The sequence below is a fragment of the Litchfieldia alkalitelluris genome (assembly GCF_002019645.1).
Lineage (GTDB): Bacteria > Bacillota > Bacilli > Bacillales > Bacillaceae_L > Litchfieldia > Litchfieldia alkalitelluris.
On sequence record NZ_KV917374.1, the window covers coordinates 3,661,642 to 3,688,065 of the forward strand.

The 26,424-nt window shown below is 34.5% G+C and carries 24 protein-coding genes and 1 riboswitch; of the genes, 10 read left to right on the top strand and 14 right to left on the bottom strand.

Annotation, left to right across the window (positions count from 1 at the left end; genetic code table 11):
- Window positions 1–110: 110 nt before the first annotated feature.
- Window positions 111–2,510 (bottom strand): sensor domain-containing protein, encoded by a 2,400-nt coding sequence (locus BK579_RS17125; protein ID WP_078547529.1) that lies wholly within the window; start codon window positions 2,508–2,510, stop codon window positions 111–113.
- 252 nt (window positions 2,511–2,762) lie between these two features.
- Between BK579_RS17125 and BK579_RS17130 the strand changes: the two genes are divergently transcribed.
- Entirely contained in the window at window positions 2,763–3,593 is an 831-nt protein-coding gene (locus tag BK579_RS17130) for an alpha/beta fold hydrolase (RefSeq protein WP_078547531.1), read from the top strand.
- Window positions 3,594–3,750: 157 nt separating this feature from the next.
- On the opposite strand, the gene BK579_RS17135 is transcribed toward BK579_RS17130, so the two are convergent.
- The 5 genes from BK579_RS17135 to BK579_RS17155 all read right to left on the bottom strand — a co-directional run bounded on the left by BK579_RS17135 (window position 3,751) and on the right by BK579_RS17155 (window position 10,239).
- The gene (locus BK579_RS17135) at window positions 3,751–4,974 is read right to left on the bottom strand and encodes a hypothetical protein (RefSeq protein ID WP_078547533.1); all 1,224 of its coding nucleotides are present in this window, start codon (window positions 4,972–4,974) and stop codon (window positions 3,751–3,753) included.
- A complete protein-coding gene (locus BK579_RS17140; protein WP_078547535.1) occupies window positions 4,964–6,154 on the bottom strand; it encodes a DUF58 domain-containing protein in 1,191 nt (396 codons plus the stop codon). The genes BK579_RS17135 and BK579_RS17140 overlap by 11 nt, the downstream gene beginning before the upstream one ends.
- Window positions 6,154–7,104 (bottom strand): AAA family ATPase, encoded by a 951-nt coding sequence (locus tag BK579_RS17145; RefSeq protein WP_078547537.1) that lies wholly within the window; start codon window positions 7,102–7,104, stop codon window positions 6,154–6,156. Before BK579_RS17145 ends, BK579_RS17140 begins: the two co-directional genes overlap by 1 nt.
- A 100-nt stretch (window positions 7,105–7,204) precedes the next feature.
- Window positions 7,205–8,506, bottom strand: coding sequence for a M20 family metallo-hydrolase (locus tag BK579_RS17150; protein ID WP_078547539.1), 1,302 nt, complete (start codon window positions 8,504–8,506; stop codon window positions 7,205–7,207).
- A gap of 464 nt (window positions 8,507–8,970) precedes the next feature.
- Window positions 8,971–10,239 carry an ATP-binding protein gene (locus tag BK579_RS17155; RefSeq protein ID WP_078547541.1) on the bottom strand — a complete coding sequence of 423 codons (1,269 nt, stop codon included), beginning with the start codon at window positions 10,237–10,239 and terminating at the stop codon, window positions 8,971–8,973.
- A 618-nt stretch (window positions 10,240–10,857) separates the two neighbouring features.
- Between BK579_RS17155 and BK579_RS17160 the strand changes: the two genes are divergently transcribed.
- From BK579_RS17160 to BK579_RS17170, 3 genes are all read left to right on the top strand, one after another.
- Window positions 10,858–11,940, top strand: coding sequence for a M42 family metallopeptidase (locus BK579_RS17160; RefSeq protein WP_078547543.1), 1,083 nt, complete (start codon window positions 10,858–10,860; stop codon window positions 11,938–11,940).
- A gap of 130 nt (window positions 11,941–12,070) precedes the next feature.
- The gene (locus tag BK579_RS17165) at window positions 12,071–13,129 is read left to right on the top strand and encodes an AbrB family transcriptional regulator (protein ID WP_078547545.1); all 1,059 of its coding nucleotides are present in this window, start codon (window positions 12,071–12,073) and stop codon (window positions 13,127–13,129) included.
- Between the two features lie 71 nt (window positions 13,130–13,200).
- Window positions 13,201–14,286 (top strand): FUSC family protein, encoded by a 1,086-nt coding sequence (locus BK579_RS17170; RefSeq protein WP_078547547.1) that lies wholly within the window; start codon window positions 13,201–13,203, stop codon window positions 14,284–14,286.
- A gap of 763 nt (window positions 14,287–15,049) precedes the next feature.
- Here BK579_RS17170 and BK579_RS17175 read toward each other — a convergent pair.
- Complete coding sequence (locus tag BK579_RS17175) at window positions 15,050–15,460, bottom strand: vWA domain-containing protein (protein WP_078547549.1); 411 nt, start codon at window positions 15,458–15,460, stop codon at window positions 15,050–15,052.
- Between the two features lie 186 nt (window positions 15,461–15,646).
- On the opposite strand from BK579_RS17175, the gene BK579_RS17180 reads away from it, so the two are divergent.
- Entirely contained in the window at window positions 15,647–15,925 is a 279-nt protein-coding gene (locus BK579_RS17180) for a hypothetical protein (RefSeq protein WP_078547551.1), read from the top strand.
- Window positions 15,926–16,082: 157 nt separating this feature from the next.
- Here BK579_RS17180 and BK579_RS17185 read toward each other — a convergent pair whose 3' ends face one another.
- Both BK579_RS17185 and BK579_RS17190 read right to left on the bottom strand, forming a co-directional pair.
- Complete coding sequence (locus BK579_RS17185; protein ID WP_078547553.1) at window positions 16,083–16,331, bottom strand: hypothetical protein; 249 nt, start codon at window positions 16,329–16,331, stop codon at window positions 16,083–16,085.
- Window positions 16,332–16,391: 60 nt separating this feature from the next.
- Window positions 16,392–16,772: a DUF1540 domain-containing protein gene (locus BK579_RS17190; RefSeq protein WP_078547555.1), complete on the bottom strand. Its 381-nt coding sequence runs from the start codon at window positions 16,770–16,772 to the stop codon at window positions 16,392–16,394.
- 994 nt (window positions 16,773–17,766) lie between these two features.
- Here BK579_RS17190 and moaA point away from each other — a divergent pair.
- On the top strand, window positions 17,767–18,798 hold the full coding sequence (gene moaA / locus BK579_RS17195) for a GTP 3',8-cyclase MoaA (RefSeq protein WP_328589284.1): 1,032 nt from the start codon (window positions 17,767–17,769) through the stop codon (window positions 18,796–18,798).
- A 186-nt stretch (window positions 18,799–18,984) separates the two neighbouring features.
- Here the strand turns inward: moaA and BK579_RS17200 are convergent, their stop codons facing one another.
- Window positions 18,985–19,494 carry a spore coat protein gene (locus BK579_RS17200; RefSeq protein ID WP_078547559.1) on the bottom strand — a complete coding sequence of 170 codons (510 nt, stop codon included), beginning with the start codon at window positions 19,492–19,494 and terminating at the stop codon, window positions 18,985–18,987.
- A gap of 90 nt (window positions 19,495–19,584) precedes the next feature.
- Entirely contained in the window at window positions 19,585–21,363 is a 1,779-nt protein-coding gene (recQ, locus tag BK579_RS17205) for a DNA helicase RecQ (RefSeq protein WP_078547561.1), read from the bottom strand.
- A 157-nt stretch (window positions 21,364–21,520) separates the two neighbouring features.
- Between recQ and BK579_RS17210 the strand changes: the two genes are divergently transcribed.
- The gene (locus tag BK579_RS17210; RefSeq protein WP_078547563.1) at window positions 21,521–21,604 is read left to right on the top strand and encodes a YjcZ family sporulation protein; all 84 of its coding nucleotides are present in this window, start codon (window positions 21,521–21,523) and stop codon (window positions 21,602–21,604) included.
- 51 nt (window positions 21,605–21,655) lie between these two features.
- Window positions 21,656–21,796: a YjcZ family sporulation protein gene (locus BK579_RS17215; RefSeq protein ID WP_078547565.1), complete on the top strand. Its 141-nt coding sequence runs from the start codon at window positions 21,656–21,658 to the stop codon at window positions 21,794–21,796.
- Between the two features lie 101 nt (window positions 21,797–21,897).
- Here the strand turns inward: BK579_RS17215 and BK579_RS17220 are convergent, their stop codons facing one another.
- Window positions 21,898–23,139 carry an HD domain-containing protein gene (locus BK579_RS17220; protein ID WP_078547567.1) on the bottom strand — a complete coding sequence of 414 codons (1,242 nt, stop codon included), beginning with the start codon at window positions 23,137–23,139 and terminating at the stop codon, window positions 21,898–21,900.
- A 193-nt stretch (window positions 23,140–23,332) separates the two neighbouring features.
- Between BK579_RS17220 and BK579_RS17225 the strand changes: the two genes are divergently transcribed.
- The gene (locus BK579_RS17225) at window positions 23,333–24,043 is read left to right on the top strand and encodes an LbetaH domain-containing protein (protein WP_078547569.1); all 711 of its coding nucleotides are present in this window, start codon (window positions 23,333–23,335) and stop codon (window positions 24,041–24,043) included.
- Window positions 24,030–24,749 carry a DUF421 domain-containing protein gene (locus tag BK579_RS17230; protein WP_078547571.1) on the top strand — a complete coding sequence of 240 codons (720 nt, stop codon included), beginning with the start codon at window positions 24,030–24,032 and terminating at the stop codon, window positions 24,747–24,749. The genes BK579_RS17225 and BK579_RS17230 overlap by 14 nt, the downstream gene beginning before the upstream one ends.
- 56 nt (window positions 24,750–24,805) lie before the next feature.
- On the opposite strand, the gene BK579_RS17235 is transcribed toward BK579_RS17230, so the two are convergent.
- Entirely contained in the window at window positions 24,806–25,093 is a 288-nt protein-coding gene (locus tag BK579_RS17235; protein WP_078547573.1) for a hypothetical protein, read from the bottom strand.
- 647 nt (window positions 25,094–25,740) lie between these two features.
- Window positions 25,741–26,286 (bottom strand): VUT family protein, encoded by a 546-nt coding sequence (locus BK579_RS17240; RefSeq protein WP_078547575.1) that lies wholly within the window; start codon window positions 26,284–26,286, stop codon window positions 25,741–25,743.
- Window positions 26,287–26,333: 47 nt separating this feature from the next.
- Window positions 26,334–26,377: riboswitch (PreQ1 riboswitch) on the bottom strand.
- Window positions 26,378–26,424 lie beyond the last annotated feature (47 nt).

The following is a 26,424-nucleotide window of genomic DNA, read 5'->3' on the forward strand; positions in this document are numbered from 1 at the left end:
TAACAATGCCAAGGAAAAAAACTAATCAAAACTATACTTATAACACACACACTACACATACACACCAAGACTACACACCAGACCATTAGAAGAAAACTACTTCTAATGGTCTAAGATGTTAGTGACCTAAGTATCTTATTCTCAAATTCTTCACTACATAGAGGTTTTGAAAAGTAAAACCCTTGTATTTCAAGACACCCAAGTTCGGAGACCATCTTCAATTGTTCGTCAGTTTCTACCCCTTCTGCAATAACCTTTAGTTCAAGATGCTTTGCCATAGAAATAATAGTCGAAACGATTGCTTCATTCTTATACATTTCTTTAATAAATGATTTATCAATTTTCACTCGGTCAATCGATAATTTATTTAAATATCCAAGCGAGCTATAACCTGTTCCAAAATCATCCATACTCACTTCAATGCCTAATTCTCTCAGTCTCATCAAAGTTCTATTCGTATCATTCTCGTTATTTATCATGGTAGATTCAGTTATTTCGACTTCCAAACAAGAAGGATCTAATTGAAATTCATCTAGTATTCTTGTAATCGTTTCTACTAGATCATTCTTATAAATATGGAGATGTGATATATTTACTGAGGTCCGTCCATAGTAACAATGATTAGTCTTCCACAGTTTTATTTGTTGACATACTGATTGTAGTACCCATTCTTCTAATGGAATGATTAAGCCCGTTTCTTCAGCTATTGGAATAAATCGATCTGGCGATATGGTTCCAATTTTAGGATGATGCCATCTAAGTAATGCCTCTGCTCCTATAATCTTTTTTGTTTTCGCATGAAACTTCGGCTGATAATATATGGATAACTGATTATTACTCAATGCATATCTTAAGTCGTTTTCTAATTTGATTTTCTCTATCGTTTTATCCTTCAAGCTATTATTATAGATTTTATATTGATTTGCACCATTCTCTTTTGCTTCATACATGGCAATATCTGCGTATTTAACAAGTGCTTCAATTTCGTCTGAATGAGCTGGAAAAAGTGCAATACCGATACTAGCTGTAATTAAGCATTCATGCCTCTTTACTCTTAATGAAACCCTAAATTGGTCCAAAACTAATTCTGCAAGTGCCGAAATATCCCGTATATCCTCTTCAGCTGTAACAATTACACAGAATTCATCTCCTCCCATTCTGGCTATAAAAAATTTTTCTCCTAAAGATTGTTGCAACCGCTTTGCGATTTCTACAAGTACTTGATCACCAAAAGCATGTCCAAATAAATCATTCAATCTTTTGAAACGGTCAAAATCCAAATTCATAATTGCAAAATTGTGCCCCTTATTTTTGAGCTGATATAATTTTTTTATATATAATCTACGATTTGGAAGCCTAGTTAATTCATCATGATATGCTAAATAATTTATGGTTTCTTGGGCCAAATCAGTGTCAGTAACATCTTTTACGATTCCATAAAATCCAATAATATCTTCTTTAAAATACACCGGAATAAAATTTATTTTCACATTAGATAAATCACGATTCTTTTTAACTAGATGTCCTTCGAATAAATCTTCTTTACCAGTGATAACATTTTGATAATGTTGGATAAACTGCTTGAGTTGTTCCCTCTTGACTAATCTCGAAAAATACATGCCTATTAGTTCTTCATTGCGATACCCAGTTAATTGTGGGGCTTCTTTATTGACACTTACAATAATCCCCTTTAAGTTCATTGAAAAGACGGCATCAGGATTATAATTAAATAATGACTTTAAGTGCTCATGGTTTTTTATGTGATTGGATCTACTCTCAATCAGTTTTAAATCTGCAAGTAAATCTGTAATAATCATCATTAATAAATTTGCACTACACATGATAATAAGTAAAAGTAAACCTACTCTTTCCATAGATAGCGTGTTATTAATAGAAGAAAGGTTAACTACCGACAGGAAACAACTGAAGGAGATAATAACATAGGAGAAGCCAGTTATGATACTCCAGACAATCCTCCATTTTTTAGAGATTAGATTTTCCTCACCGTCTTTTAGTAAAACCCAAAATTTAAGTACAGAAACAAAAAAACCTACTGTAAGAAGAAAGCAAATTAAAAGATGTAATGGTTTTAATTGGACGTTAGAACTAAATATAATTAGATAAAAAATAGAATTTATAGCTACTAAAACAAAGGCAAGTATTGAACTTGGAATAATACTGATATACGAACGGAATGTAATATGATTTAAAAAAGAATAAGAGCCGATTATTAACAACCAGCTTGTAATCATGTATCCCGAGATCATTCCTGATAACTTAAATGTATCTAATTCATGATTTGTTGAGATAATAAGGAAAGCATTAGAGATTGAAAAAGTACTACTTATTATCAAAAAAAGAGTTAAATTAGAAAAAGATATGTTAATTATTCTTTTTTTATTTATTAAAGTATTGTAAAAAGTTGCTAGTAATGAACCAAACATACTAAAGAGTATAGCCAAGATTACAGCTATATAATTTAGATTTCCAAACACATATCCACCAAACAATACGTAACCTCCCCGGGCAACTACCAACACAAACCGACTTGTCAATTACAAAAAGATTCAAACTTTGACATAATATACTAAAATTATAATCGATAAATATGACGATAGCTACAAGAATCACATGAAATCATCAGTTTTTCCACGGCGAGTTCAGTAGAATTTCTTACTAGCTAGAATAAACTCGTTCCGTTTACATATTTCACTCATTATTCTTTCATAATAATAAAAAATGCTCAGTTTTTGGAGGATATTATGCCTGTTATTCAGTTAAATGACGAAACTGAAATTTACTACGAAATGAACGGTTCAGGAAAACCACTTTTATTTGTCCATCCACCTGGCATGGGTCTAGTTACATTCAAACAACAAATCCCACTTTCTGAACACTATAAGGTGATTACTTATGATATGAGAGGGAATGGGAACAGTAATTCTGCCGGCGAAGAAGTTTCAGTACCATTACTTGCTAAAGACATTTTTCTACTTTTACAAGAATTAAATGTTGAAAAGATTGTAATATGCGGGTATTCAAATGGTGGATCCATTGCATTAGAATTTGCTTTATCATATCCAGAAAAAGTTGAAGGAGTTATTTTATTAGGGGGGTTCCCGGAGGTCAGTACGTTTCTACTTCGGTCTGAGTTTTTATTAGGCATTTATACAGTAAAAATGCGCGGACTCCCTTTTTTAGCCAAAGTCTTGGGAAAGGCTCATGGAAAAAGTAAACAGTACCAAAATGAGATTGAAAACTACGTCTTAAAGGCTAATCCAAAAATTCTCTTTAATATGTATGTTCAAGGACTTAAGTATAAATGCACAGATCGGTTATCGGAATTAAAAGTACCAGTTCTTCTTGTTGATGGATCAAGAGATTTCTATTTGCATAAATATCAAAGAATACTCGAGACCAACATCAAAAACACATCAAAAGTATTTATTTCTAAAGCCAGACATCAACTACCAACAAAGCATGCAAAAGAATTAAATCAAATCATCGATGGTTTTATGAAAAAAATTCACGAAAGCAGCGCACCTTCGGGGACAGGCTTAGGACAAGCTGCTGACGATAAATTTCTTCAATGAATTTCTTAAATGGCATTTTTTGTTTCGATGTCATTGGTTTAGACTATAGAGCCGATCTGCTGGAGCTAGACACCTATGCTAAATACAAATTTTATATATTCCCAATAACGTAAAAAAGGGACTCCAGTAAGTTCTCAAAACTTAATGGAGTCCTTTTTCAATCAGATTTCTTCAAGCGTCGGAGCTCTATTTTTAATTGTTTTACAATCTGTTCACACAGTTGTTCCTCTTCTACTGTTAGAACTCCGTCTCCGTATCGGACTTTTTCGTAGGATTTCACAAAACTAGCATGAAGAAAATGGTTTCGCTCTAACCATTCTTCAAGAGTTTCCGAATGCAGCCTCCCTTTCCCTTTTTTGGCAGCAAGTAGCTCTAACTCTAAAAGAAGTTTCCTTACTTTCTCAGCAGGGAATTTAGCTCGTCTTGTAGAACCAGTTGAAGTATTAGTTACAGTACCCATATTATATTTATACCCGGATCCTGCATCCACTACTTCTGGCTCAATCACATATTTCCTTCTAGCAATTATAACTAAAATGATCGCTATAATGATTAATCCGATTATAGAAAGAATCATCCAAATGTTTACCTTTGAAAGAAACGAGAAGTATTCTTGTAATGGCGTGACATCCTCTAGGCCCCCAATACCAACTCCTTCACCTTGATCACCAGGTGATTTCCTTTTGAATTCCGCATTTTCTACAGCATTAAAAAAGGGAACTGAAGCAGCGTATAACGCCTTCCCAGTTAAAGAAAACAACACAGAGAGTAGATTTTTTACAATAAACGGTAAAACCAGTGCAAGGGAAACGGCTCCTACTATCATTCCGATAAATATTCCAAGAATGGAACCTGAATTTTTTGTAACAACACTACTTCCACCTATAAATGAGCTTGAGAAAAAACCATCCAACACTTTACTTATCATCATCCATAATAACTGTATGATCATAAAGTATAAAATTAAATCGCTATACTGGTACCCCTGAACAATAGCACCTAGGTAAATTAGGTATCCTACGCCCAATGTTAGGAACAGCAACCAAAACTCAGATAGCTTCGTATCTTTTTGAAAATGGCCAACAATTCTCCAACAAATAAATCCAGCTAGAAACAGGCTTATACCGAAAGTGAATCCAAGTTTATTACCTACAAATGCAAGAACAGGAACAAACAGCATGACAAACACATATGGAGTATTTGTTTTCATCAATGACAATACTCCAGTGAAGATAATTCCACCACCGATGACTATTACTAGGAAAGGAAGAACTGGTGGAATCATAGCTGTATGAAAATAAAACAAAAATAATACGACATATAAAAGAATTACTTCCATCGTGTATAAATAAAAACGCGAAAAAAACTTATTATACTGCATGTGGATCTACCTTCCTTTCAGGTAGATTATAGCTTGTTAACATGATAGAGTCATCATGCTCAATTATTTGATAACAATCAATTCCTCTTCTTCTATAAGTAGTCATGATTAGATCTTTATTTTGTTCAATTTGCCCACATATAATGACATAGGGAGATGGTTGACTATTCCTTTGAATATTATAAACCATCTGTGAAAAGGGAATGATTACACTGTGTTTGCTTAATCTCGCAATAATTTCCAAAGCTTTCTGCAAATGTTCTCTACCTTTTCCTAAGGGATGATGGATATATGGGATTTTCCCCGCTTTTCTTACATTTATATATAACTCAAATGGAATGCCTTTTATTGTTGCAAACTCTAGTAAGTAAGTAATTCCACCTAAATACTCTTCAAGCTTTGGTTCTCTAACATTAATAAAGATCGACCATGAAAACTGTGAGGTTCTTTCATAAATTTTAGTTTGCAAGCTGTTTGTTTTTGCACTTGCCTTCCAGTGCACGCGATTAAACGGATCTGATGATACATATCCTCTGGCACCTATTAGTGCTGACATATCTTCAAAATGAGATTGTCTCATCGGATAATCCCCTAAATTTTTGGGAATAATTCGATTCACTCCACCAATGTTATCTGGGGACGAATAAATCACTGTTTCAAAAACGAGTGGCTTGTCATATTTTAAATATACATTTCCAAAACCAAATAAATGTGGAATCTGGACTTCTAAGGTGCGAATTCTAGCCACACCTCTTCCAATGGCTTTGAATGGAAAATTTATAGTAGCAGATTGATGTTTTAATAGTGTTAAAGGTAAATTGAGTTCTGTTTGTTCAGAATTCACCATTTTTCTCTCTTGTTCGAACTCTAATACACTATCAATTGTTATTCGAACTTTTGCACCTAATATCGGATAAATTCCTTTTTGATTAAACGTAATTGAAAATTCGTCTGTCTGCCCCTTAAAAAGTTTAATAAGTTCCTTATTAACTTCAACCGAAAGTTGATCTGCAACATGCTTTAAGTACAATAAATTCACATAGGCAAACAGAATGAATAACACACCAATTACAACAAGAAATAGATTTGTTCCAATAATACCAGTTAAGAGGATTAAAACAGCTAATCCAACAGTAAATGACAACTCATTTCCTAGAGCAATTTGCCTCTTCCAATCCATTAATTCACAGCTCCTGCCTCAACTGGTACAGAAACGGTTGCTAAAATTTCTTTAATCACTTGTTTACTAGTTTTCTTTAAAGATCCTTCCATTGTTAATACCAAACGATGTGATAAAACAAATGGAGCCATATACTTAATGTCCTCTGGTGTTACAAAACTACGACCTAATAAATAAGCCCTTCCTTGTACAGCTTTCATAAGGGCAAGAGTACCACGAGGACTCACCCCAACTTCTACATCCTGGTGCTTTCTGGTCTCATGAATCAATCTGACTAAGTAATCTTCAACATCCTCACTTAATCTAACCTCAGTTACTTCCTTCTGCATTTGTTCAATTTCACCCTTAGAAAAGACAGCCTCTAATTCTTCTATTGGGTTGCTGTTGCGGTATGTTCTCATGATTTGTCTTTCTTCCTCAAAAGATGGATAGCCAAGATCTAACTGCACAAAAAATCTGTCCATTTGTGCTTCTGGTAATGGAAAGGTTCCCTGCTGTGATTCAATCGGATTTTGTGTAGCTATTACAATAAACGGACTAGGTAACTTCAGAGTTTCACCATCAATTGTCACTTGACGCTCTTCCATTACTTCTAACAAACTTGACTGTGTTCTTGGTGTAGCACGATTGATTTCATCAGCTAATAAAATATTAGTCATAACTGGACCAGGACGAAGCTGAAATTCTTGTTCCTTCGGGTTAAAGAATTGAATCCCTGTTACATCACTAGGTAATACGTCTGGTGTGAATTGAATTCTTTTAAATGATGCATTTAAAGAACCAGCAAAGCTTTTTGCTAGCATTGTTTTCCCTGTACCGGGTACACTTTCTAAAAGAATATGCCCCTTATTTATGACAGCATTTAATACTAATTCTACAACTGCCTCTTTGCCAATAATTACTTTGCTAATATTGTTTTTTATCTTTTGAACATCATTTGATATATTCATAATAATCCCACTCCCTAATATAAAAAATTTAATAATTATAATTTTCCTACAATAATTCTTACAAGTCAATAAATTCCATATAATGATAATCCTTAAAATTTTACTTGGAGACTAGCTTTTCAACGACTCCCTTTAAAACATGAACTGCACTTAAACAATCATACAGGGATGACCACTCTTTCGGGTTATGACTTATCCCACCCTTACTTTGAACAAATAACATTGCTACCGGTATTGATTTACCGACCATCATTGCATCGTGCCCAGCGCCACTCGGTAAGAAAAATGGACGAATGTTTAAAGACTCCATTGTTGATAAAATCATTTGTTGCATTTCTTGTTTAATCGGAACTGGCTTAATTTTCGTGTTTTCCTTCCACGTAAGTTCTATTTCGTGATTTTTCGCTATGCTTGATGCTAGCTTAAGAGCCTCCTCCACTAATGTATCTCTAGTTTCTTCAAAGATATCTCTTATATCAACATATAATTGAACTTTCCCTGGAATCACATTCACACCATTGGGATAGACATTTAATTTCCCCACTGTTGCAACTGCGGATTTTGATATATTTGTAGGTAGTTCTTTCAGCCTAAATATAAACTCGCTTGCGGCAATTAGTGCATCTTGCCGATCAAACATTGGTGTATTACCAGCGTGACCCGCCTTCCCCTCAAAAATCATCTCAATCCAGCATGGACCAGCAATACCAGTTACAATACCACAAGGAAGGTTTTCCTTTTCTAGCAATTTACCTTGTTCAATATGTACTTCAACAAATGCTCCAATTTCTGAATGGTCTCTCATTGAGTTTTGATAACCTTCAAGTGTTAGATTGTCTGCTCTTAAAACCTCTTCAAAGGATAAACCCTTACTATCTTTAAGGGTAAGCTTATGAGAGACGTCTACATCCCCCATCATTGCTTCACTTCCAGTTAATCCACCATTAAATCTGGCACCTTCTTCATCCGAAAAAATCACAACTTCAAACGGTCTAACCGGCTGATAACCAGTTTCCTTCCAAGACTCAACGACTTCTAAAGCTGCAACCACTCCTAATGGACCATCAAAATGCCCTCCATTTGGAACACTGTCTAAATGTGACCCTGCTAGTATTGCTGGCATTTCGTTATTAATCCCGTTTAATCTCCCAAAAACATTTCCTGCGCCATCCTCTTTCACTTCAAGCTCCAACTCAATCATCCACTTTTTCACAAGCTCTTTGGCCTGTCTTTCTTCTTTGGAAAAGCCTACTCGGTTAGAACCACCATCACTAGTTAGTCCAATGTTTGAAATTTCTTCAAGGCGTGTAGCAACTCTACTACCATTTATACCGTCTTGATTTAAAGATTGATCATAATCTCTTAATAATTTCTCCTTTAGCCCGACAATTTCGTTTTGCATATTTATTTAAAACCTCCCGGATTATAAAAAGTTATTTATTTTCTAAATTTTCATATCAATCCATATTATCTATGATTAGATACTATAAAATCAATGTTTGATTATTTTAATATAGAAAAGCGGAAGGCGCTCGTTCATCGGCGACAGGCATAAGACAAGACGGCTAGAAGGTTGTTCTTAACCTTCTAGGGTGGATTGACTTAGACCTGAGAGCCGATAGCCCCTGGAGCTAGACCACTGGATCCCGCAGGAGTCAAGTGGCTCTCCGCTCATTCCAAACTGAGGAGGAAACATTTTTTCATACTTCATGGTTCGTGGTGCGAATTTAATCAGTATGGGGATCTCCTCTGTATTCTTACCTACAGAAGTGTGGTCGATTTATTTTATTTAGCAATGAATAAAAGGGACAGAGGAAATATTTGTTTTGGTAAATAAAAAAAGACAACTGCAGTAGTTATCTTTTATCATTCCATATTATAGATTGGTAAGTTAATCTTTACCCGAGTCCCTACACCTACCTCACTAGTTATTTCCATTGAACCTTTATGTTCATGGATAATCTTATTACTGATTGTTAAACCTAGTCCCATACCTTTTTCTTTATGTGTAAAAAAAGGTTCTCCAAGTCTTTCTAAACGATCCTTTGGTATACCGTGTCCAGTATCAATAATTGATATATTAATTCTGTCAGAATTTTTTTCTGTTACTATTTTTATCGTGCCACCCTTTGGCATTGCTTCAATAGAATTTTTAATAATGTTTATAAATACTTGTATTAACTGATTGCTATCTCCATACAATTTTGGATTACCAGATTTATTTATAAAATCCAATTCTATGCCATACAATAATGCTTCATGGTTTGTTAATTTTAATACATGGTTAATAAAGCCATTCAATTGAAATTGTTTATACGTTTTGCTTTGTGGTTTAGATAAAACTAACATTTCGCTAACAATTTGGTTGATTCGATCCAATTCTGATAAGACGATATTAAAATGTTCCTTTGGAGCTGATTGCTTTGACTCTTTCATTAATTGGATAAACCCCTTGATGGATGTAAGCGGATTACGGATTTCATGGGCGATACCTGCTGCTAGCTCTCCGACCACCGACAGCTTCTCTTTCCTCAATAACATTGTCTCGGCAGCTTTGAGTTGAGTAATATCCCTACCTATTGTCAACAATCCTTTGCGGTTATTATCTTCATCATATAAAGGCACTTTAATAACATCAAATGTTTTTATTTCGCCACTAATTACCGGAAATGATTCTTCACACCTACTTAAAACGCCTTTCTCCCAAGCTTCCTTATCTGACTTTACACAATATAAAAAAGCATCTTTAAAGAATGGTACCATTTCTGCTAAGTCTGTATCTGTCTTACCCACATAATCAATATTTTCTAGCGTATATAACTCTTTTCCAAAGTCATTAACCTTTAACCAGCGGCCCTTTCCATCCTTAAAGCTTACGAAATCCGGCATTGAGTTAATAAGGATAGAGAGTTCGTTGTTATTTTCTTCCGCTTTTTTATGTGCATTATGTTTTTTTATAATGAAATGGATTAATATAGAAGTAACGACTGAAAATATAACCCCTTTAATAAACTGTAAATTATCATATAATTTATCTGTTATATCTACTTTATCAATTAATATATCTGTTGATGTAATCCATACTAAACTAATAATTAAATAAACAATTGCAGTATGTTTTGAAATAAACTTCATGCTTCCTCCTACTAGGGTATAAATAAATAAAAATAATCCACATATTATGATATAACCTTATATTACCTAAAAAGCAATTATATATAACAGAAATTCTAATTCCTAGTTTAGAAATACTCTAATCTACAGAATAACATTTTTTCATTAAAAATATTAGAAAAAAAGATGACGTTACATTATTTTTATCATGTTGACATAAAACTGACTTTGAGATATAATTGCAAATTGTACTTCCGTTTCGAAAAAACAATTTACATTTTCATATATATGTTTTATTAATTAAAATGAATTTGGCATTCCACTCGAAGTTTGAGATGAGCTTATTCACACTGGATCGGCTTCGGAGCCGTGAGGACGAAAGAGAGGTAGGGCTTTCGTTGTTTAAGGATTTCAAGTAGCTACCAAGGAACATTACCGCGGCCATTTGGTAATGATAATGTAGAAAAATAATTAAAAACGGAGAATACCGTGTCTCATATAAAGTATTTAAAAAGCGTACAGTTTTCATTTACTGTACGCTTTTTTATTGAAATTAAATATAGTTGCTTATCCTTTGCCGTTCTATCTGAATTATGTAACAATAGGAGGGATTGAAAACTATAAACTACAAAATGGGTGATGAAATTGTTTAAAGAAACTTTTTACGAGCAATTGAAGGTACTTTCTAGTATTCAAGGCCCCCCAGGTCAAGAAGCGCCTGTCGTAAAAACGTTGGTGGATTGGTTCAAGCCATATGCAGACCATGTTGAGGTCGATCATATCGGAAATGTCTATGCCTATTTAAATGGTAAAAAACCAGGGCCTACATTAATGGTATCTGCTCATTCGGATGAAATAGGCTGTGTTATTCGTGATATAGATGACAAAGGTTTTCTTAGAATTGAAAGAACTGGTGGAGTTATAGAATCTCTATTAATAGGCCGAAAAGTTAATGTTAATGGTCATTTCGGGGTAGTCGGAGTAAAAGCTGGGCATCTCCAAACACCTGAAGAAAGAAAGAGAATCCCTTCCATTTACGAATTATATGTAGATGTCGGAGCATCATCTCGTAATGAGGTATACGAAATGGGCATTCAAATTGGGGATCCTATTACATATATTAGTGAACTTGAACAATTTACAAATAAAGATTTAATTTGTGGTAAAGCTATCGACAACCGAAGCTGCTGTGTTTTATTATTGGAGTTGTTTAAATCCTTTAGTGAAAGAGAATTTTCTGGGACATTGGTTGGAGTCATTGCTGTACAAGAAGAAGTTGGGTTAAGAGGTGCCAAAATCGCTTCCTATAAAATAAATCCTGATTTCGCTCTAGTTCTTGATACGATTCCATGTGCAGATACCCCAGACAGCTTAGGTTCAGGCTACCCTATCGGAATTGGCAAAGGTCCGGTTATCCCAGCACTAGCTGGTGGATCAGTAAGAGGACATTTAATGTCACCTCAAATGAAGAAATTACTTATTGATTATTCAAATAAGCTTGCCATCCCTTACCAGGTAGCTGTCATGACTGGAGCAACTACTGATGCAGCAGCAATACATCTTGAAAGAGAAGGCGTAAAAGCCGGAGCTATTACTTTTGCTAGAAGATACTCACACTCGCCAGTTGAGGTTGCAGATTTGAACGACTTTGAAAAAGGTTTGATCCTATTACAAGGTATGATTTCAGATTTGGAAAACTGGGGAGAATTGAATTTCATTTAAATGCTCATACATTAGCTCTTTGACTGTTTTGTGACAGGTCTAGAGCTTTTTTATATTTTTTTATTTCGGATATAGAAATATTAAAGTACCCATGGTAAAATTTCCTTATCCTCTTGAAAGGTAAAATATAATGAAAACATTCAAAGTAATCTTGTTTACCTATTTAATAGCTTGTACTGGTGCATTTATTTTTCACTTTGCCTCCCTTCCGATTCCATGGATTCTCGGTCCTCTATCTTTTGTTTTAATCACAAAAATGTTCACAAAACAAAAAACAATGATTCCAAAAGGACTTAATAATACTGGCTTAATGTTTATTGGGATCTATTTTGGTATGTCGTTTACAGAGTCAACTATTTCTACAGTTGCTCCTTATCTGATTCCTTTTATTATCTCAACCATTTTATTACTTGCAGTGAGTATTCTTATAAGCATTGTAATCACATCGTTTATAGATATTGATCCTATTACAAGTGTATTCGGGTCTATTCCTGGTGGTTTATCCGAGATGGTTGCTGCAAGTGAATCGTTGTCTGCCAACTCTGCATTAGTAACCATTCTTCAAACCGTCAGGCTATTAACAGTTGTATTCACCGTTCCTTTTCTTGCAGTTCATATGTTTTCAATGGACGTGGTAAATCTAGGGGCCACTCCCCCTTCTATTACCGAAAATAAATATTTTGAATACCTTTGGTTTGTCCCCGCTATGCTTGTAGGCTGGATGTTCCGAAATATACTTCCTGCTGCCTACGTATTAGGACCACTTATCGTGATAGCTACTTTAAATATTTTTGGAGTTTCACTTCCTATGATTCCTTTATGGGTATTAGTGATAGCACAGATAACTGTGGGCATTAGCATGGGTAATAAAATTTCGCTAAGTGATTTAAAGCTTGGAGGAAAATATTGTGGGTACTACTTTATTTTAACAATTTTATTAATTCTTACTTCGGTAGGATTTGGTTATTTATTTTCTCTTTTCACAACATTATCACTTTCAACTTCCATCTTAAGTCTTGCCCCAGGTGGCATGGTTGAAATGGTTTTAACAGCTAAAGCAATTGGCGCTGACTCAGCAGTCGTAAGTGCTCTACAGCTTATTAGGTTATTATTTATTATTTTAATTGTACCTAGCTTTTTAAAATTCGTGTTTACTAAAAGAATTAAAAATAAAGAGCTTTCGGCCTAGGAGAATAAACATCTTCCAGTTTTGACAATAATAGTAATAATGATTTAATAAACGAATTGAGGATTAAAGAAATGAAGTATCTTACAAGAATCTTTGGTAGTAGGATCCTAAAGACTGGTTTAGCGGTTTTTCTAACTGCTCTTTTATGTAAATTACTAGACCTCCCTGCTATATTCGCAGTCGTTACTGCTATTGTTACAATTGAACCAACCGCAGCTGATTCTATAAAAAAAGGAATCGTACGTCTACCAGCTTCAGCAATTGGGGCAGCATTCTCTATGACTTACGCTGCTCTTTTAGGAGATGTTCCTCTTGCCTATACACTAGCAACAATATGTACAATCTTTACTTGTCACAAATTAAAGCTTGAAGCTGGAATTTTAGTTGCGACCCTGACTGCCGTAACAATGATTCCATTTACACCGGATCATTTTTTAACCGCATTCTTCACTAGACTAGGAACCACAACAATAGGTCTATTGGTATCTACATTGGTTAATTTATTTATATTACCACCGGATTACTCAAAGAAAATCACAAAAAATATAAGAAATGCATATCATGATTGTTCTCGTTTACTAGAAAGACAGTCTAGAGATATCGTTAAAGGGACACTAAATAATGGAAATGTTCTACCAGAACTTTTGAAGATTGAACATAGCTTATTAGAAACAAAAAAACTTTGTGAATATAAATACGCGGAATGGAAATTCCATCGACATACTGAAAAACAAGAACGCTTATATCATTTTGAATGCAAACATATCGAAATACTTCAACAGGTTATATATCACTTTAGAAATCTTAGCATTTCCCATACCAGCGGAAATGGTTGGAAAGACACAGAGGAGATAAAAGTTTTATCTTATTTACACTCCTTGTCTACTATATTAAGGACACCATATCCTGTAATTCCTACAAGCCATCAGATATTAACTGGAGAACTTGAAAAGATATTTTTCAAAGCAAAAGAAACTTCATATCAAAGTTATATAATCGATAAGGAAAAGAACCTTTTTTCATCAAGTTTAAAACTTTTATATGAGATTTTATCTATTAATGAGTTATTAATTGAACTAACTAAAATATCTATGATTGACAAACCATCTGATACTGAAGAAGCTAACCAGATTTTAAAATCAGTTAATAATGAATAAATAAAAAAACCCTCTATCTTAATAGAGAGTAAAATAATAGGAGAGTTAATTTTTGAAATTAACATCTTAGGTGACCCAACCATTCACCAGCCGTTAATATAGTCACTTCTCAGTTAAATTAACCAACTCAATTTAATAGTAACTGATTACAACAACTATAATGCTGATGCGTGTCAGTTCCGCAAGATTATTATGGAGACCCATAATTCAGATTAATTTGGAACCATTGTGGAAATTGTTCGACTCTACCCTTACCATACAATACATCACACTAAAAGCATTAGCCATGCGTCTATCGATTTAAATTTCAAATTAAGAATTACATATCGTAATAAGCTTAATCTTTGGGTCCTGAAAATTCCCTGAAGAAATTATACTCAAATTTATCCTTTTTGAAGAGGTACTTACTTACAATTTGTGAGAATTGTCATAACCATAAATCTTCAAGGACAACTATTAAAGTAATTCCTTAAGTTCCTTTTAAACCGAGTGAAATAAAATCGAATGAACAAAACAAAGATTTGAAAGCGTTTACTGTATTGTGTAAATAAAACGTTATTCAATTGTATCGTTCACACTTACGCGGAACGAACACCAATATGGTTGAGCCAACTAAGATGTTAAGTGTTAAATCTTGTCTCTTTCTTACAACCTTATTATATCACTAATTAAAGAAAAACAACGCTTCTTATGTGACATATTTGTGAATTTATTCACATTTAAAAAGGAAAGCTGGATAACCAACAGCTTTCCTAAATAATCACTATGCCACTAAAATAGCTTTTCCGAAAGGTACTCTTGGTAAGTAATCATCTGGAACTAACCAAAATACTTCATTAGTTACTTGTAATTCTTCATAAAAATAGCCTGTTACATCTGTAATATAAAATAAACTATCAATCTTTTCTTGTTCTGCCCATTCTAAAACTTCGGTATATGAGGATTTTCCATGAGTAAAATACTTAATCGGTGGAGCTTCTTTTATTGGCGAAACGTTCCTAATCTTAAAATCAGCTTGAATCAGTGTTGCATCTGGTTTCATCTCTCCAAAAAATGTCACAATATTATTGATTAAAATGCTTCTTACCTGGTTACTTGATGTATCTATTGCTAATGCAATCTTCTTATTTTGACGATCCTTCAACATTGAAAGCAAAGAGCGTTGCCATCTCATGTTATCATCCTCCTCAATAAGATTTAATGGGCAAACTTATTTTGCTCGTCTAAAACTTAAAATATAAATCAAAATAGTGGAAAAAAATCTCACAGTTTCCAGCATGTTGTCCAATTTATTCATATTAACCTGAGCCAAAGTGTGAAGACTAATTTAAAGCGGATGTTTTTGAGAGGAGCATATAAGATGCGTGTACAAAAAAAACAACTCATCGAACTAGTGAAGAAAAACAATAACGTAGGAATTATTGAAATAAACCAAATACCTTATGAAGTTAGACTTTTAGATGATAGTAATTTTCAATTTACTGGTGTATTTTGGGATTGGGAGGAGACACAAATCCCTTCTTCTCATCATGACTACCTGATAGAAACTGATGAACTTGTCTTAAAACATACTGAAAATCCACCATCGATTGAACACATGAATGAGTTTGATTACTACAGAAACATAAAAGAAATTTAAAATTAAGGTAAATAATTAATTTAAAAAGTGCATATACTATTCTTAAGGCCGCCCACCACTCCAAAGACGCTTCGTTGCGGGACTAACCAGTACGGACCGTGGGCGGTCTTATTTTTGTCCCCAAAAAATAAAAAAAGTCCTATTAAAAGGACTTTTTTTATTCGTCTACCTTCATTTTAGTGTAATGTGTCTTTTCAACCTCTATAGTATGGTTTACTGAAGTTGACCAATTTAAAAAGTCTTTACCATTTATGACAGATTCTCCATCTTTTTCAAATGAGGAAATCTTTCCATCCGCAATTAGATAACTAATTGTGTCTTTCCCTAGTCCTGTCAAACCCATTAGGACATCGATCGGATAGTCTGTGTAATTGTCAATTTCCTTTATATGCATTTTATATTTCATCATGACCCTCCCTTTTTTGTTAGTTTCACCCTACATTAATCATAACAATACTTTAAAGGGCTACCGTAAAATAAATGTTTGGCAATTTGTATCCTGACACTCATTACTGTCTGGGCCATTTACCGCTATTGCCTCTGCTACACAGATTGATCCTTCACCCCAGTATTTACAACTGGAGACACTGCACATCACTGTAGGACTCACCTTATATTCAGGATTGATAATACCAGCTATTGTACCCAAAGCATTGATGTTGTCAGCTGATCCTAAATAACTGAATACATTTTTTGCGTCATGAAAGGTTTTACACATCGTTTGGTCCACAACTTCAGACATTTTTGTTTCATTCTCATGAAGAATGTCAATGTTTCCCGCTCCACACCTATCACCGTATAGATAGTGAGTACAGGTATTGACATTACATTTTACAGTTGGATTCATTTTATCACCTCAAGAATAGAATACCCAAAACGGATTTACAAATGTGCTAAATCATCAGAGGTACATGTACTACAACTTAATTTATCTTTTACATACAATAAAGTATGGTTACCACCTTTTAGTTTGAACATCAATACTGCTAGGTGTTACACCTATCTCCTACATCTGTCTTTTGAGGAAAGTATTATATAATACTTTCCTCATATTTTTTCTCTACAACATAAAAATCCATATTTATTTTATCTAAAGCCAAAGAGATGTATAATAGTAAATACTATACTTATAGTGAATAAACATTAGTGACCTATATTACAGCTAAACGGCCAAAACTAATATAATATTGTGTTAATATATACTTATTTTTTAATCTGTTAAGTCTCTCACGATTGAAAATAAAAATGGGTGTGATCTAACCGCACAGATAAAGGAATATGCGGAGAGCCACTTGACTCCATTACCTAGGTTATTTTCAGGGTAGACAGGCATCCATGATAAATATGTATTTCGCACCATGGAGAATGAAAATAGGTACTTACTAAGTGTGGAATGAGCGGAGAGCCACTTGACTCCTGCGGGATCTAGTGGTCTCGTGAGACCCCGCAGGAGATGAGCCCCTGGCGACGAGGAGGCTCACGGACCACCCCGCGGTATCCCGCAAGTGGATCGCAGCTCATGGAACTCTACATCATTATGTATTTTCAGGGTAGTCATCCATGCTAATTAAAATTAGCACCATGGAGTATGAAAATAGGTACTTACTAAGTGTGGAATGAGCGGAGAGCCACCTGACTCCTGCGGGATCTAGCGGTCTCGTGAGACCCCGCAGGAGCTCAGGAAAGCGACGAGGAGGCTCCCGGACCGCCCCGCGGAAAGCAGGTGGATCGCAACTCATGGAACTCCACTACCTAGGTTATTTTCAAAGTAGACTTTCAGTAATGCCTAACCAACCAATAAAATAACTACAATGTCCCAGGTTACTATAAAGGATGTGATTTTGATGAAACAATCCACTGAATTATTAGACAAGCTAAATCGTCCATTACGGGATTTAAGAATATCTGTAACAGATAAATGTAATTTCCGTTGCCAATACTGTATGCCAGCTGAAATATTTGGGCCCGACTTCCCATTTCTAAAAAGAAGCGAATTACTATCCTTTGAAGAAATAGAGAGACTAGCAAGATTGTTTGTCAGCAACTTTGGTGTTAAAAAGCTACGTATTACTGGTGGTGAGCCCTTAATGAGGAAGGATATCTCTTATCTGATCTCTAAGCTGGCAGATATCGATGGAGTCGAGGACATTGCTATGACAACCAATGGGTCTCTTCTAACTAAATATGCAAATGAGTTAAAATCAGCTGGATTAAGGAGAGTCACTATCAGTCTCGATTCTCTTGATAATAATATTTTTGGAATGATGAATGGTAGAAATGTGAAAGTAGAGGAAGTCTTAGCTGGGATTGATGCTGCTAAAGATGTAGGCTTAGGTGTAAAAATAAATATGGTTGTTCAAAAAGGAGTAAATGAGACAGAAATTATTCCAATGGCAAAGTTTTTCAGGGAGAAAGGACATCCCCTACGGTTTATTGAGTATATGGATGTAGGTAACACAAATAAGTGGGACCTTAAGGAAGTCTATCCGAAAAAACAAATACTAGAAGATATACATTCTGTCATGCCACTTGAACCAATTGATCCTAACTACAAGGGTGAGGTCGCAACAAGATTCCGATATGTGGGCTCTTCTGAAGAAATTGGAATTATCTCCTCAGTTACAGATGCTTTTTGTTCTAGTTGTAATCGAGCTCGTCTCTCAGCGGATGGCAATCTATTTACATGCTTATTCGCTTCTAAGGGTTATGATTTACGGGAACCACTTCGAACTAATTACTCCGATAGTGAATTAATTGAACTACTTTCAGATATTTGGTTCAAACGGAAAGATCAGTATTCTGTCGAGCGCAATACCCTTTTAGAAAAAAATGTTGTGAAGAACAAAATAGAAATGTCTAAAATGGGTGGATAGCTACCCGAGCGATCTTTAGACAAAGGTTGAAACAAAATGAATACTCCTAGATAACCGGCTAGGAGGGTAGCTGTCACAAGCTTTAAACATAAAACAATACAGGCTCAGCAATGTAGAAAAGTAATTTAACGAAAAAGAAGGTGTCCCTTTGTACATTAGGACACCTTTTTTCACTATACCATTATACTAATAACCCATTGACAAGGCTTTTTTTGCAAGTACAACATCATTATTTAATAATTGATTAAGATTATAAGCAGGATAAAACCCACGTTGGTACATATAGTTAAAAACAAGTGAATGTGCTTTAATAGCCTTTTGCATTTGGTTTACTAAAACGTTTTTCAACTCAGGCGTGGCTGTTTCAGTAATTGCAATGGCATAATTCCTTACCGATGCTTTTAAGAAACCAAGCAAGTCTCCAGCGTAAAATCCTTTTTCCATTTCAGCAGGGTTATCGCTATATCTTGGTGTCATCGGATAAAAGGCTAAAAGTTCATTTAAATTAGCTTCAAGGTCCCCAATAACACGACGGTAAATTCCCTTTAATGTACTACATTTAACCATTCCAATGGATTTTTTAAATTTCATTAATCCATTTGCCTGAAATGCAACTAATTCATGCATCTCAAGAGTTTCATGATAAGCAAGCGTATTTTGGCGTTGGTCCACATAACCGTAAGGCTGATAATACATATAAAATCTCCTCCTAAAATATAAGTCATTACACTAATATTCAGGAAGGTTAAAAAGGCCTTTTGTCCTTAATAAATTAGGCACAATACTCTAAGATTTTACTGCCCTATAGGTTTGAACAACTTCAAGAAATTGCGAACCATATCTCTCATATTTCATTTCTGCTATCCCCTTTATCTCTAACATTTCTTGTTTATTCGTTGGACAGACATGACTTATCTCTCTAAGTGTCTGATCTGAGAAAACAATATATGGAGGTATCTTTTCAGTTTCAGAAATTTTCTTTCGTAGTAATCTTAGTTCTTCAAATAGTTGGTTATCTTCTATAATCTCTTTCGCCTTGACTTTAGATTTCCTACTTACCTTCAAATCCCCTTTTAGTACTGAATATGCCTTGCTTTCTAAAGTAAGGACTGGATATTGTCCACTAGTTAAAGCAATAAAACCTTCTGCTGCGAGGAAATCAATTATATTTACAAGCTCTTTTTCAGTTAAATGCTTCATTAAACCATAAGTTGATAATTTTTCAAATTTAAATTGTAAAATCCGATTATTTTTAGATCCCTTAAGCACTTGTGCTACCAACGTTTTTCCAAATCTTTCGTTCATTCTTTTAATACAAGAAAAAATCATCATTGCTTCAGTCGTGATATCCACTGAATCTCGGTCATCAGTGCAGTTTAGACATTTACCACAAGGATTTAGGATTCCACTATCTCCAAAGTATTCGAGAATATATTGTTGTAAGCATTTCTGCGTATGACAATAATCAACCATTTGTTGTAGCTTTTTATATTCAAATAATTTCATGTTGTCGTTTAGGCTTGACTGCTCAATTAAAAATTTTTGCAGTTGAATGTCCTGTGGACCATATAACACGATACACTCTCCGGGTTCTCCATCACGTCCTGCACGCCCAGCTTCCTGGTAATACGCCTCAATATTCCTAGGTAGATTATGATGAATTACATAACGCACATTTGATTTATCAATCCCCATCCCAAAGGCATTAGTAGCTACCATAATTGTAATTTCATCAAATAAAAACAATTCCTGGGCTTTGTTACGCTCATCCTCAGACATGCCAGCATGATATTTACCCACTGTATATCCCAGCTGTGATAAATAATGATGTAATTGGTCAACTTCCTTCCTAGTTGCTGCATAAATAATTCCTGCTTGATTTGTATTCTTTTGTATATAACTCTTTAAATAGTCACGTTTATTTTCACCTTTGATAACTGAGAACGTTAGGTTTTCCCTTGTAAACCCTGTGATAAACACTTGATCATCATCGATTTGCAACATTTTACAAATATCTCTTATCACTTCTTTTGTAGCTGTTGCTGTTAACGCCACGATTGTTGGTTTATCTTTCAGGCTATCAATCATAGATTTGATATTTCGGTAGCTTGGTCTGAAATCGTGGCCCCACTGTGAAATACAATGAGCCTCATCCACTGCAATCTGACTAATTGTTAAAGATTGAAGAGCACGACGAAACACTTCTACCTCAAGTCGCTCTGGGGCAACATAAATAAATTTATACTTTCCTTCGACTGCATCATTTAACCGATTAGCTATTTCTGAAACTGGGATGCTACTGTTTATATAAGTGGCAGAAATCCCCATCTCGCTTAACGCATCTACTTGATCTTTCATCAGAGAAATTAGTGGACTTATTACTAAAGTAACTCCATCAAACATCATACCAGGTACTTGATAGCAAACTGACTTTCCTCCCCCAGTCGGCATGATGGCTAATGTAGGCTTTTTAGAACTAACACTTGTAATTATTTCTTCCTGTCCTTTTCGGAAAGAATTGTATCCATAATATGTTTTCAAAATCTGAATTGCTTCATTTAACATCTTTTTCACCTCTATTTTTTGTACTTATTTAGAGCCTTTTATTTTTCATTATTTGTGGGCTAAATCACTATTTTTGGAGAAAAAAGGCGGATGCCCAAACGAATCCAATGTAATCCCATAGGATAGTATTGTATAACACGTTAGGAGGTGTTATTAAATGAGTCACGCATATGGCGGTGGATTCGCGTTAATTGTTGTGTTGTTCATTTTATTAATCATTGTCGGAACGGCATTTGTTTAAAAATTGACATTAGATAATTAAAATAAAAAACTTTTAAAAGGAGATGTTTTCATGCATTGCGGATATAATACAGGAATGGCTTATGGATACGGAGCACCAGTTGGAGTAGCACCTACAGGTGGAATGGGAGGATTCGCACTTATTGTAGTGTTATTTATCCTTCTAATCATTGTCGGCGCTGCTTGGATGTAATAAGCGAAAAGAAAATATTGCTTTAGCTAGACAATAATCGATTGAGAAAACTTTGATCCCCTATCCTTGCGATGGGGGATCTTTTAGTTTAGATGATACTACTACTTTATCTCTTCTGTCCTTTCATACCTCGAATCCAGGTAATCAACAATATGAATAAGATATCCTTCTATTGTTTTAGGCTCTATATTTGCTCCCCACTCTAACTTTCCATGATGACTTAAGATAGAATGCTGTAATTTATGAATGTCTTCTATTGATATCTCGATTTTTTCAGTTTCAATTATTTTTGAAATTAACATCACACCATATGGGATATGACCTATATATACTCCTAGTTCGTCCATTGTAATTCCGCTAGCTTTTCTCTTTGATAAAGAACTATGATTTGCTGTTGGGTATAGAAATTTAAATTCCTCAATTCCTTTACCTGCATGGTGGTATTCAAGTAATTTACCCATGTCATGGTAAAGTATAGCACAGATAATTAATGAATAATTAGGGTCATCTTTTTTATGTTTAGCCATTCCGTAGAACATCGAATACAAATGGTCAACAGAATCCTTCCAAACTAGATTTCGCCAATTATTACCAGCATGTTCAGATTGCAAATCATTCCATAGCTCTTGTTTATAAAATTTCTCAACCTGGTTAATCAATTTAATTACAGCTTTAAAAGGATGATCTTCTTGTTTAAGGATATAACGTGCAAGACGCATTAATCCTACCGTATGCTTCAATAACCCACCCAAATAGGCATGATGATGGCCCATTGCAGCTGGCCTAATAGAAAACTCTTTCCAAAATCGCGATAAGGCTCCCATACAAATTGATTTAAAAGGATCTTCAATTTCATTAATATAATGATAAAGTTCTAAAGTGAAGTCCTCCAACGACTGCTGCGTACATGCAATTAAACTAAAGGGATCATCGATATTTTCACAAGGTGAAAGCTTATTTACAGTAATTGATTTAAAACCTCTAAATTCCTCAATCTTTCCTGAAATATTAAACACACTATGACTTTGAAGTATTGGATGGTAATTTTCAATAGCACCATCATTATCCCAAATTTTAGCACTATAAGTTCCCAAATGGTTTGAAAACTTTAACTTTAAATATGGTCTTGGATTGTTACCTTGTGTTTTTTCAATTGTAAAATCATTCAATAGTAGAGTAATATCCTCTATAAAATTCCCGTGGGTTTCAGTTTCGATTGAAAATCCTCCAGCTTGTCCAGCAAAATGAGGAACTGGAAATTGTGTAAGTATATGTGAACGTTCTTCCTCTGATATGGAGAGGTCCATCGAAATTAATCCATTAAAATAATTAATTTTAGGCATGTTTTCTCCTTTAATTTGTAATTGATAATACATCAACAATGAAAGTACTTTTTGTATATTAATAATAGTTTAATATAATTTGAAAAATAAGCAAAGAGTTCACTATAAACTATACATAATTTCAACAATAAAAAACCATATTACTAATATTATCCTTTTAGGGAAATTTTGATCAAAATGGGGTTCGCATAAAATGAAAACAAGTAATAAAGTTATGTTAGGTTTAACTGTTGCTTCTATAGCTGGAAAGATTATTGACAATCTAATCCTTCCTAATAATGTAAAAAAGAACACTCAAACATCGTTTAATTTACACAGAGATAAACCTGTAATCGATCCAACTGCCTTTGTCCATCCGGTTGCTTCAATTATTGGAAAAGTTAATATTGGAAAGACGGTGTTTGTTGGGCCTTTTGCTTCAATTAGAGGAGACGAGGGCCTTAGAATTCACATTTCAAACGAAACGAATATTCAAGATGGAGTGGTCCTGCACGGCTTGAAAAACTTTGATTATACAAGTGTACTATTTGAAAATGCAGTTTACCACAATGGTGAAGCATACTCAATTTATATAAATGAAAAAGTCTCGCTGGCACATCAATGCCAAATCCATGGCCCTGTAAAAATTGATAAAAATGTATTTGTAGGGATGCAAAGCTTTATTTTCGACTCTAACATAAATGAAAATGTCGTAATTGAACCTTGCGCTAGGGTCATTGGAGTCACTATTCCAAGCAACCGGTATGTTGCTGCAGGAAAAATCGTAACATCTCAAGAAGAAGCAGACCAATTACCTGAAATTACTCCGGAGTACCGCTATGCTAATTTTAACAAAAAAGTAGTGGATGTGAATACCGAGTTAGCGCGAGGCTATAACGGGGATAAATCTAATGGAAATAATTAAGGACATATTAGTGGTTTATGGTAGGATCGTCACTATCATACCATTACTATTAATTGTCACACTTTTAGTTGGAAAGAGATCTATAGGTGAAATTCCCGTATTTGATTTTATTATCATTATCACTTTAGGTTCTGTAGTTGGTGCTGATATTGCAGATCCGTCTGTAAATCATTTACCTACTGCTATTGCGGTGATTTCAATCGGTTTATTACAACGGTTAATAGCAGGCTTTGCAATTAAGTATCGTTGGTTTGGGAAAATGGTGACATTTGAGCCCACAATTGTCATTAAAAACGGGGAATTTATGATAAAAAACATGAAGAGGATTCGTTATTCTCTGGACAATATACTAATGATGTTAAGAGAACAAGGAGTATTTGATAGTAGTGATGTTGAACTAGCATTAATTGAAGCAAATGGAAACTTAAGTGTCCATAAGAAAGCAGAAAAAAACAATGTAACAATCGAAGATCTAAAGCTTCAGAAAAAACATGTGGGAATAGCCTATCCTGTCCTTGTTGAAGGAAAGATTTACACAAAAATATTAAATCAATTTAATTTAGATGACAAGTGGCTGTTACAACAATTCAACAAAAAGGGGTTAAAGCCTGAAGATATATTCTTTGCTTCACTTACTGCAAATCACGAAATCCAATATTCATTATTTAATAACAAAAGTGCTTCATACCCTGAATTTTTAAACTAAAAAATTGCCCTCTAAAAACACCTTCCTATTTTAGAGGGTTTTTGATGTAATCTCCATTAACTAGTTATCAAACTTTCTTTTATGCTTTTATTAATAGCTTTTCGGTGGTACCAAACGAACTTCTGATTTTCCTCTGAAGGTAATAAAGATTCTTGTTTATCACAATAATCTTCACCAAGCCCATGAAATGACCATTCATCATTTAATAACATTAAGGTTAATTGACCACCACGGTCCTTATCATGAAAGACAAAATAATACTTTCCATTCGTAGAATCATAGGCAGCAAAGCGTTTAAAATCATCAAGAAATACTTGTATGTCATTCGAACTTCTAATTACCATTAACACTTCTCCTCCTAATAAACCTTTTATTAAAGTGTTCGATAGATTTACCAATTATCCTGCAAAAAAAATCATTTTTTTCTGTATTTTTAGTAAACAACGAAATAAAACGCTTTCTTTCCCTGCAAATATCGTTTAGGGTGCACCTTTTTGCAAATGGTAATTTAACTATGGAGAAATGAAGAGGTTGGTTAATATTACTTATAATCAGTTGGAATTTAGGTGATTCCAGTTGCTTCGATACAGTTACCAAAGTAAACGCAAGACGGAAGTGGATCATAGGCCTTCTATGATGTGGTTACCCAAATTAGACGAATTTCCAAACCAGATTTTTCAGCGTAGACATCCATGCTAATTCGATTCGTACCATGGTGTATGAAAATAGTGTACTTACTATGTGTGGAATGAGCGGAGAGCCACCTGACTCCTGCGGGATCTAGCGGTCTCGTGAGACCCCGCAGGAGCTCAAAAAGCGACGAGGAGGCTCACGGGCCGCCCCGCGGAAAGCAGGTGGTTCGCAGCTCATGGAACCCACTCTCAACCTATGTATTTTCAAACCTACACAAAAAAACTTGCCTCATTATATACCTAAAAAGATAGATACAAAATCCAAGCAAGTTTTATTATTAATAGAATGGTATAAAAAACTAAACGTTATTAGGAATAGTGTGATTAAACATCTTATCTTTAAATTGACTTACAATAAGAGCTCCAATTCCTTGAATAATGGTTTTAGCTATTACCTGACCCATAATAGCAGCTGGAACAGCTTCCCATGGAATAAAGCCAGCACCGATTGGACTTAAACCAATTACTACAAAAATAACAGAATCTAAAAATCCACCAACTAATCCACTATAGAAAACTCTTAAACTAAGAGGTAATTTTAGTCGTGTATAAATTTCGGTATCGGTTGTTTCAGCAACAGCAAATGATATCGCCGATGCTAATACAATTAGTAGCGTATCCCCTAGCATGTATGATGCAAAAGCAGATAATAATAACGCTCCTGCAATAAACATATATGTTTTCTTACGGCCATATTTATTTTGGACTAAATCACGAAAGATAAAAGTACCGCCAATTAAAAATGTACCCATAGGAATGATAAACATCCCTAGTTCAAGTGGTGCAAACTTGGCTGTTACAACATTTGCTAAAACAATTGAAGCTAAGTATAAAAATAATCTCATTTTCTTTCCTCCAAATAGAAAAAACAGCACACTAAAAAGAGTACTGAATCTCCTTAGTTTTTTTAAGAGGGTAGCTAAAAACCTCTACCGCTTTTCGCGGTTTTTTATTTAATTGATTTTATCATTGTAGCATAAAAA

Bases quoted from the DNA above. Each gene is read 5' to 3' on its own strand.
- BK579_RS17130 (WP_078547531.1), top strand. From the start codon at position 2,763: ATGCCTGTTATTCAGTTAAATGACGAAACTGAAATTTACTACGAAATG.
- BK579_RS17135 (WP_078547533.1), bottom strand. From the start codon at position 4,974: ATGCAGTATAATAAGTTTTTTTCGCGTTTTTATTTATACACGATGGAA.
- BK579_RS17140 (WP_078547535.1), bottom strand. From the start codon at position 6,154: ATGGATTGGAAGAGGCAAATTGCTCTAGGAAATGAGTTGTCATTTACT.
- BK579_RS17145 (WP_078547537.1), bottom strand. From the start codon at position 7,104: ATGAATATATCAAATGATGTTCAAAAGATAAAAAACAATATTAGCAAA.
- BK579_RS17150 (WP_078547539.1), bottom strand. From the start codon at position 8,506: ATGCAAAACGAAATTGTCGGGCTAAAGGAGAAATTATTAAGAGATTAT.
- BK579_RS17155 (WP_078547541.1), bottom strand. From the start codon at position 10,239: ATGAAGTTTATTTCAAAACATACTGCAATTGTTTATTTAATTATTAGT.
- BK579_RS17160 (WP_078547543.1), top strand. From the start codon at position 10,858: ATGAAATTGTTTAAAGAAACTTTTTACGAGCAATTGAAGGTACTTTCT.
- BK579_RS17165 (WP_078547545.1), top strand. From the start codon at position 12,071: ATGAAAACATTCAAAGTAATCTTGTTTACCTATTTAATAGCTTGTACT.
- BK579_RS17170 (WP_078547547.1), top strand. From the start codon at position 13,201: ATGAAGTATCTTACAAGAATCTTTGGTAGTAGGATCCTAAAGACTGGT.
- BK579_RS17175 (WP_078547549.1), bottom strand. From the start codon at position 15,460: ATGAGATGGCAACGCTCTTTGCTTTCAATGTTGAAGGATCGTCAAAAT.
- BK579_RS17180 (WP_078547551.1), top strand. From the start codon at position 15,647: ATGCGTGTACAAAAAAAACAACTCATCGAACTAGTGAAGAAAAACAAT.
- BK579_RS17185 (WP_078547553.1), bottom strand. From the start codon at position 16,331: ATGAAATATAAAATGCATATAAAGGAAATTGACAATTACACAGACTAT.
- BK579_RS17190 (WP_078547555.1), bottom strand. From the start codon at position 16,772: ATGAATCCAACTGTAAAATGTAATGTCAATACCTGTACTCACTATCTA.
- BK579_RS17200 (WP_078547559.1), bottom strand. From the start codon at position 19,494: ATGTATTATCAGCCTTACGGTTATGTGGACCAACGCCAAAATACGCTT.
- recQ (WP_078547561.1), bottom strand. From the start codon at position 21,363: ATGTTAAATGAAGCAATTCAGATTTTGAAAACATATTATGGATACAAT.
- BK579_RS17210 (WP_078547563.1), top strand. From the start codon at position 21,521: ATGAGTCACGCATATGGCGGTGGATTCGCGTTAATTGTTGTGTTGTTC.
- BK579_RS17215 (WP_078547565.1), top strand. From the start codon at position 21,656: ATGCATTGCGGATATAATACAGGAATGGCTTATGGATACGGAGCACCA.
- BK579_RS17220 (WP_078547567.1), bottom strand. From the start codon at position 23,139: ATGCCTAAAATTAATTATTTTAATGGATTAATTTCGATGGACCTCTCC.
- BK579_RS17225 (WP_078547569.1), top strand. From the start codon at position 23,333: ATGAAAACAAGTAATAAAGTTATGTTAGGTTTAACTGTTGCTTCTATA.
- BK579_RS17230 (WP_078547571.1), top strand. From the start codon at position 24,030: ATGGAAATAATTAAGGACATATTAGTGGTTTATGGTAGGATCGTCACT.
- BK579_RS17235 (WP_078547573.1), bottom strand. From the start codon at position 25,093: ATGGTAATTAGAAGTTCGAATGACATACAAGTATTTCTTGATGATTTT.
- BK579_RS17240 (WP_078547575.1), bottom strand. From the start codon at position 26,286: ATGAGATTATTTTTATACTTAGCTTCAATTGTTTTAGCAAATGTTGTA.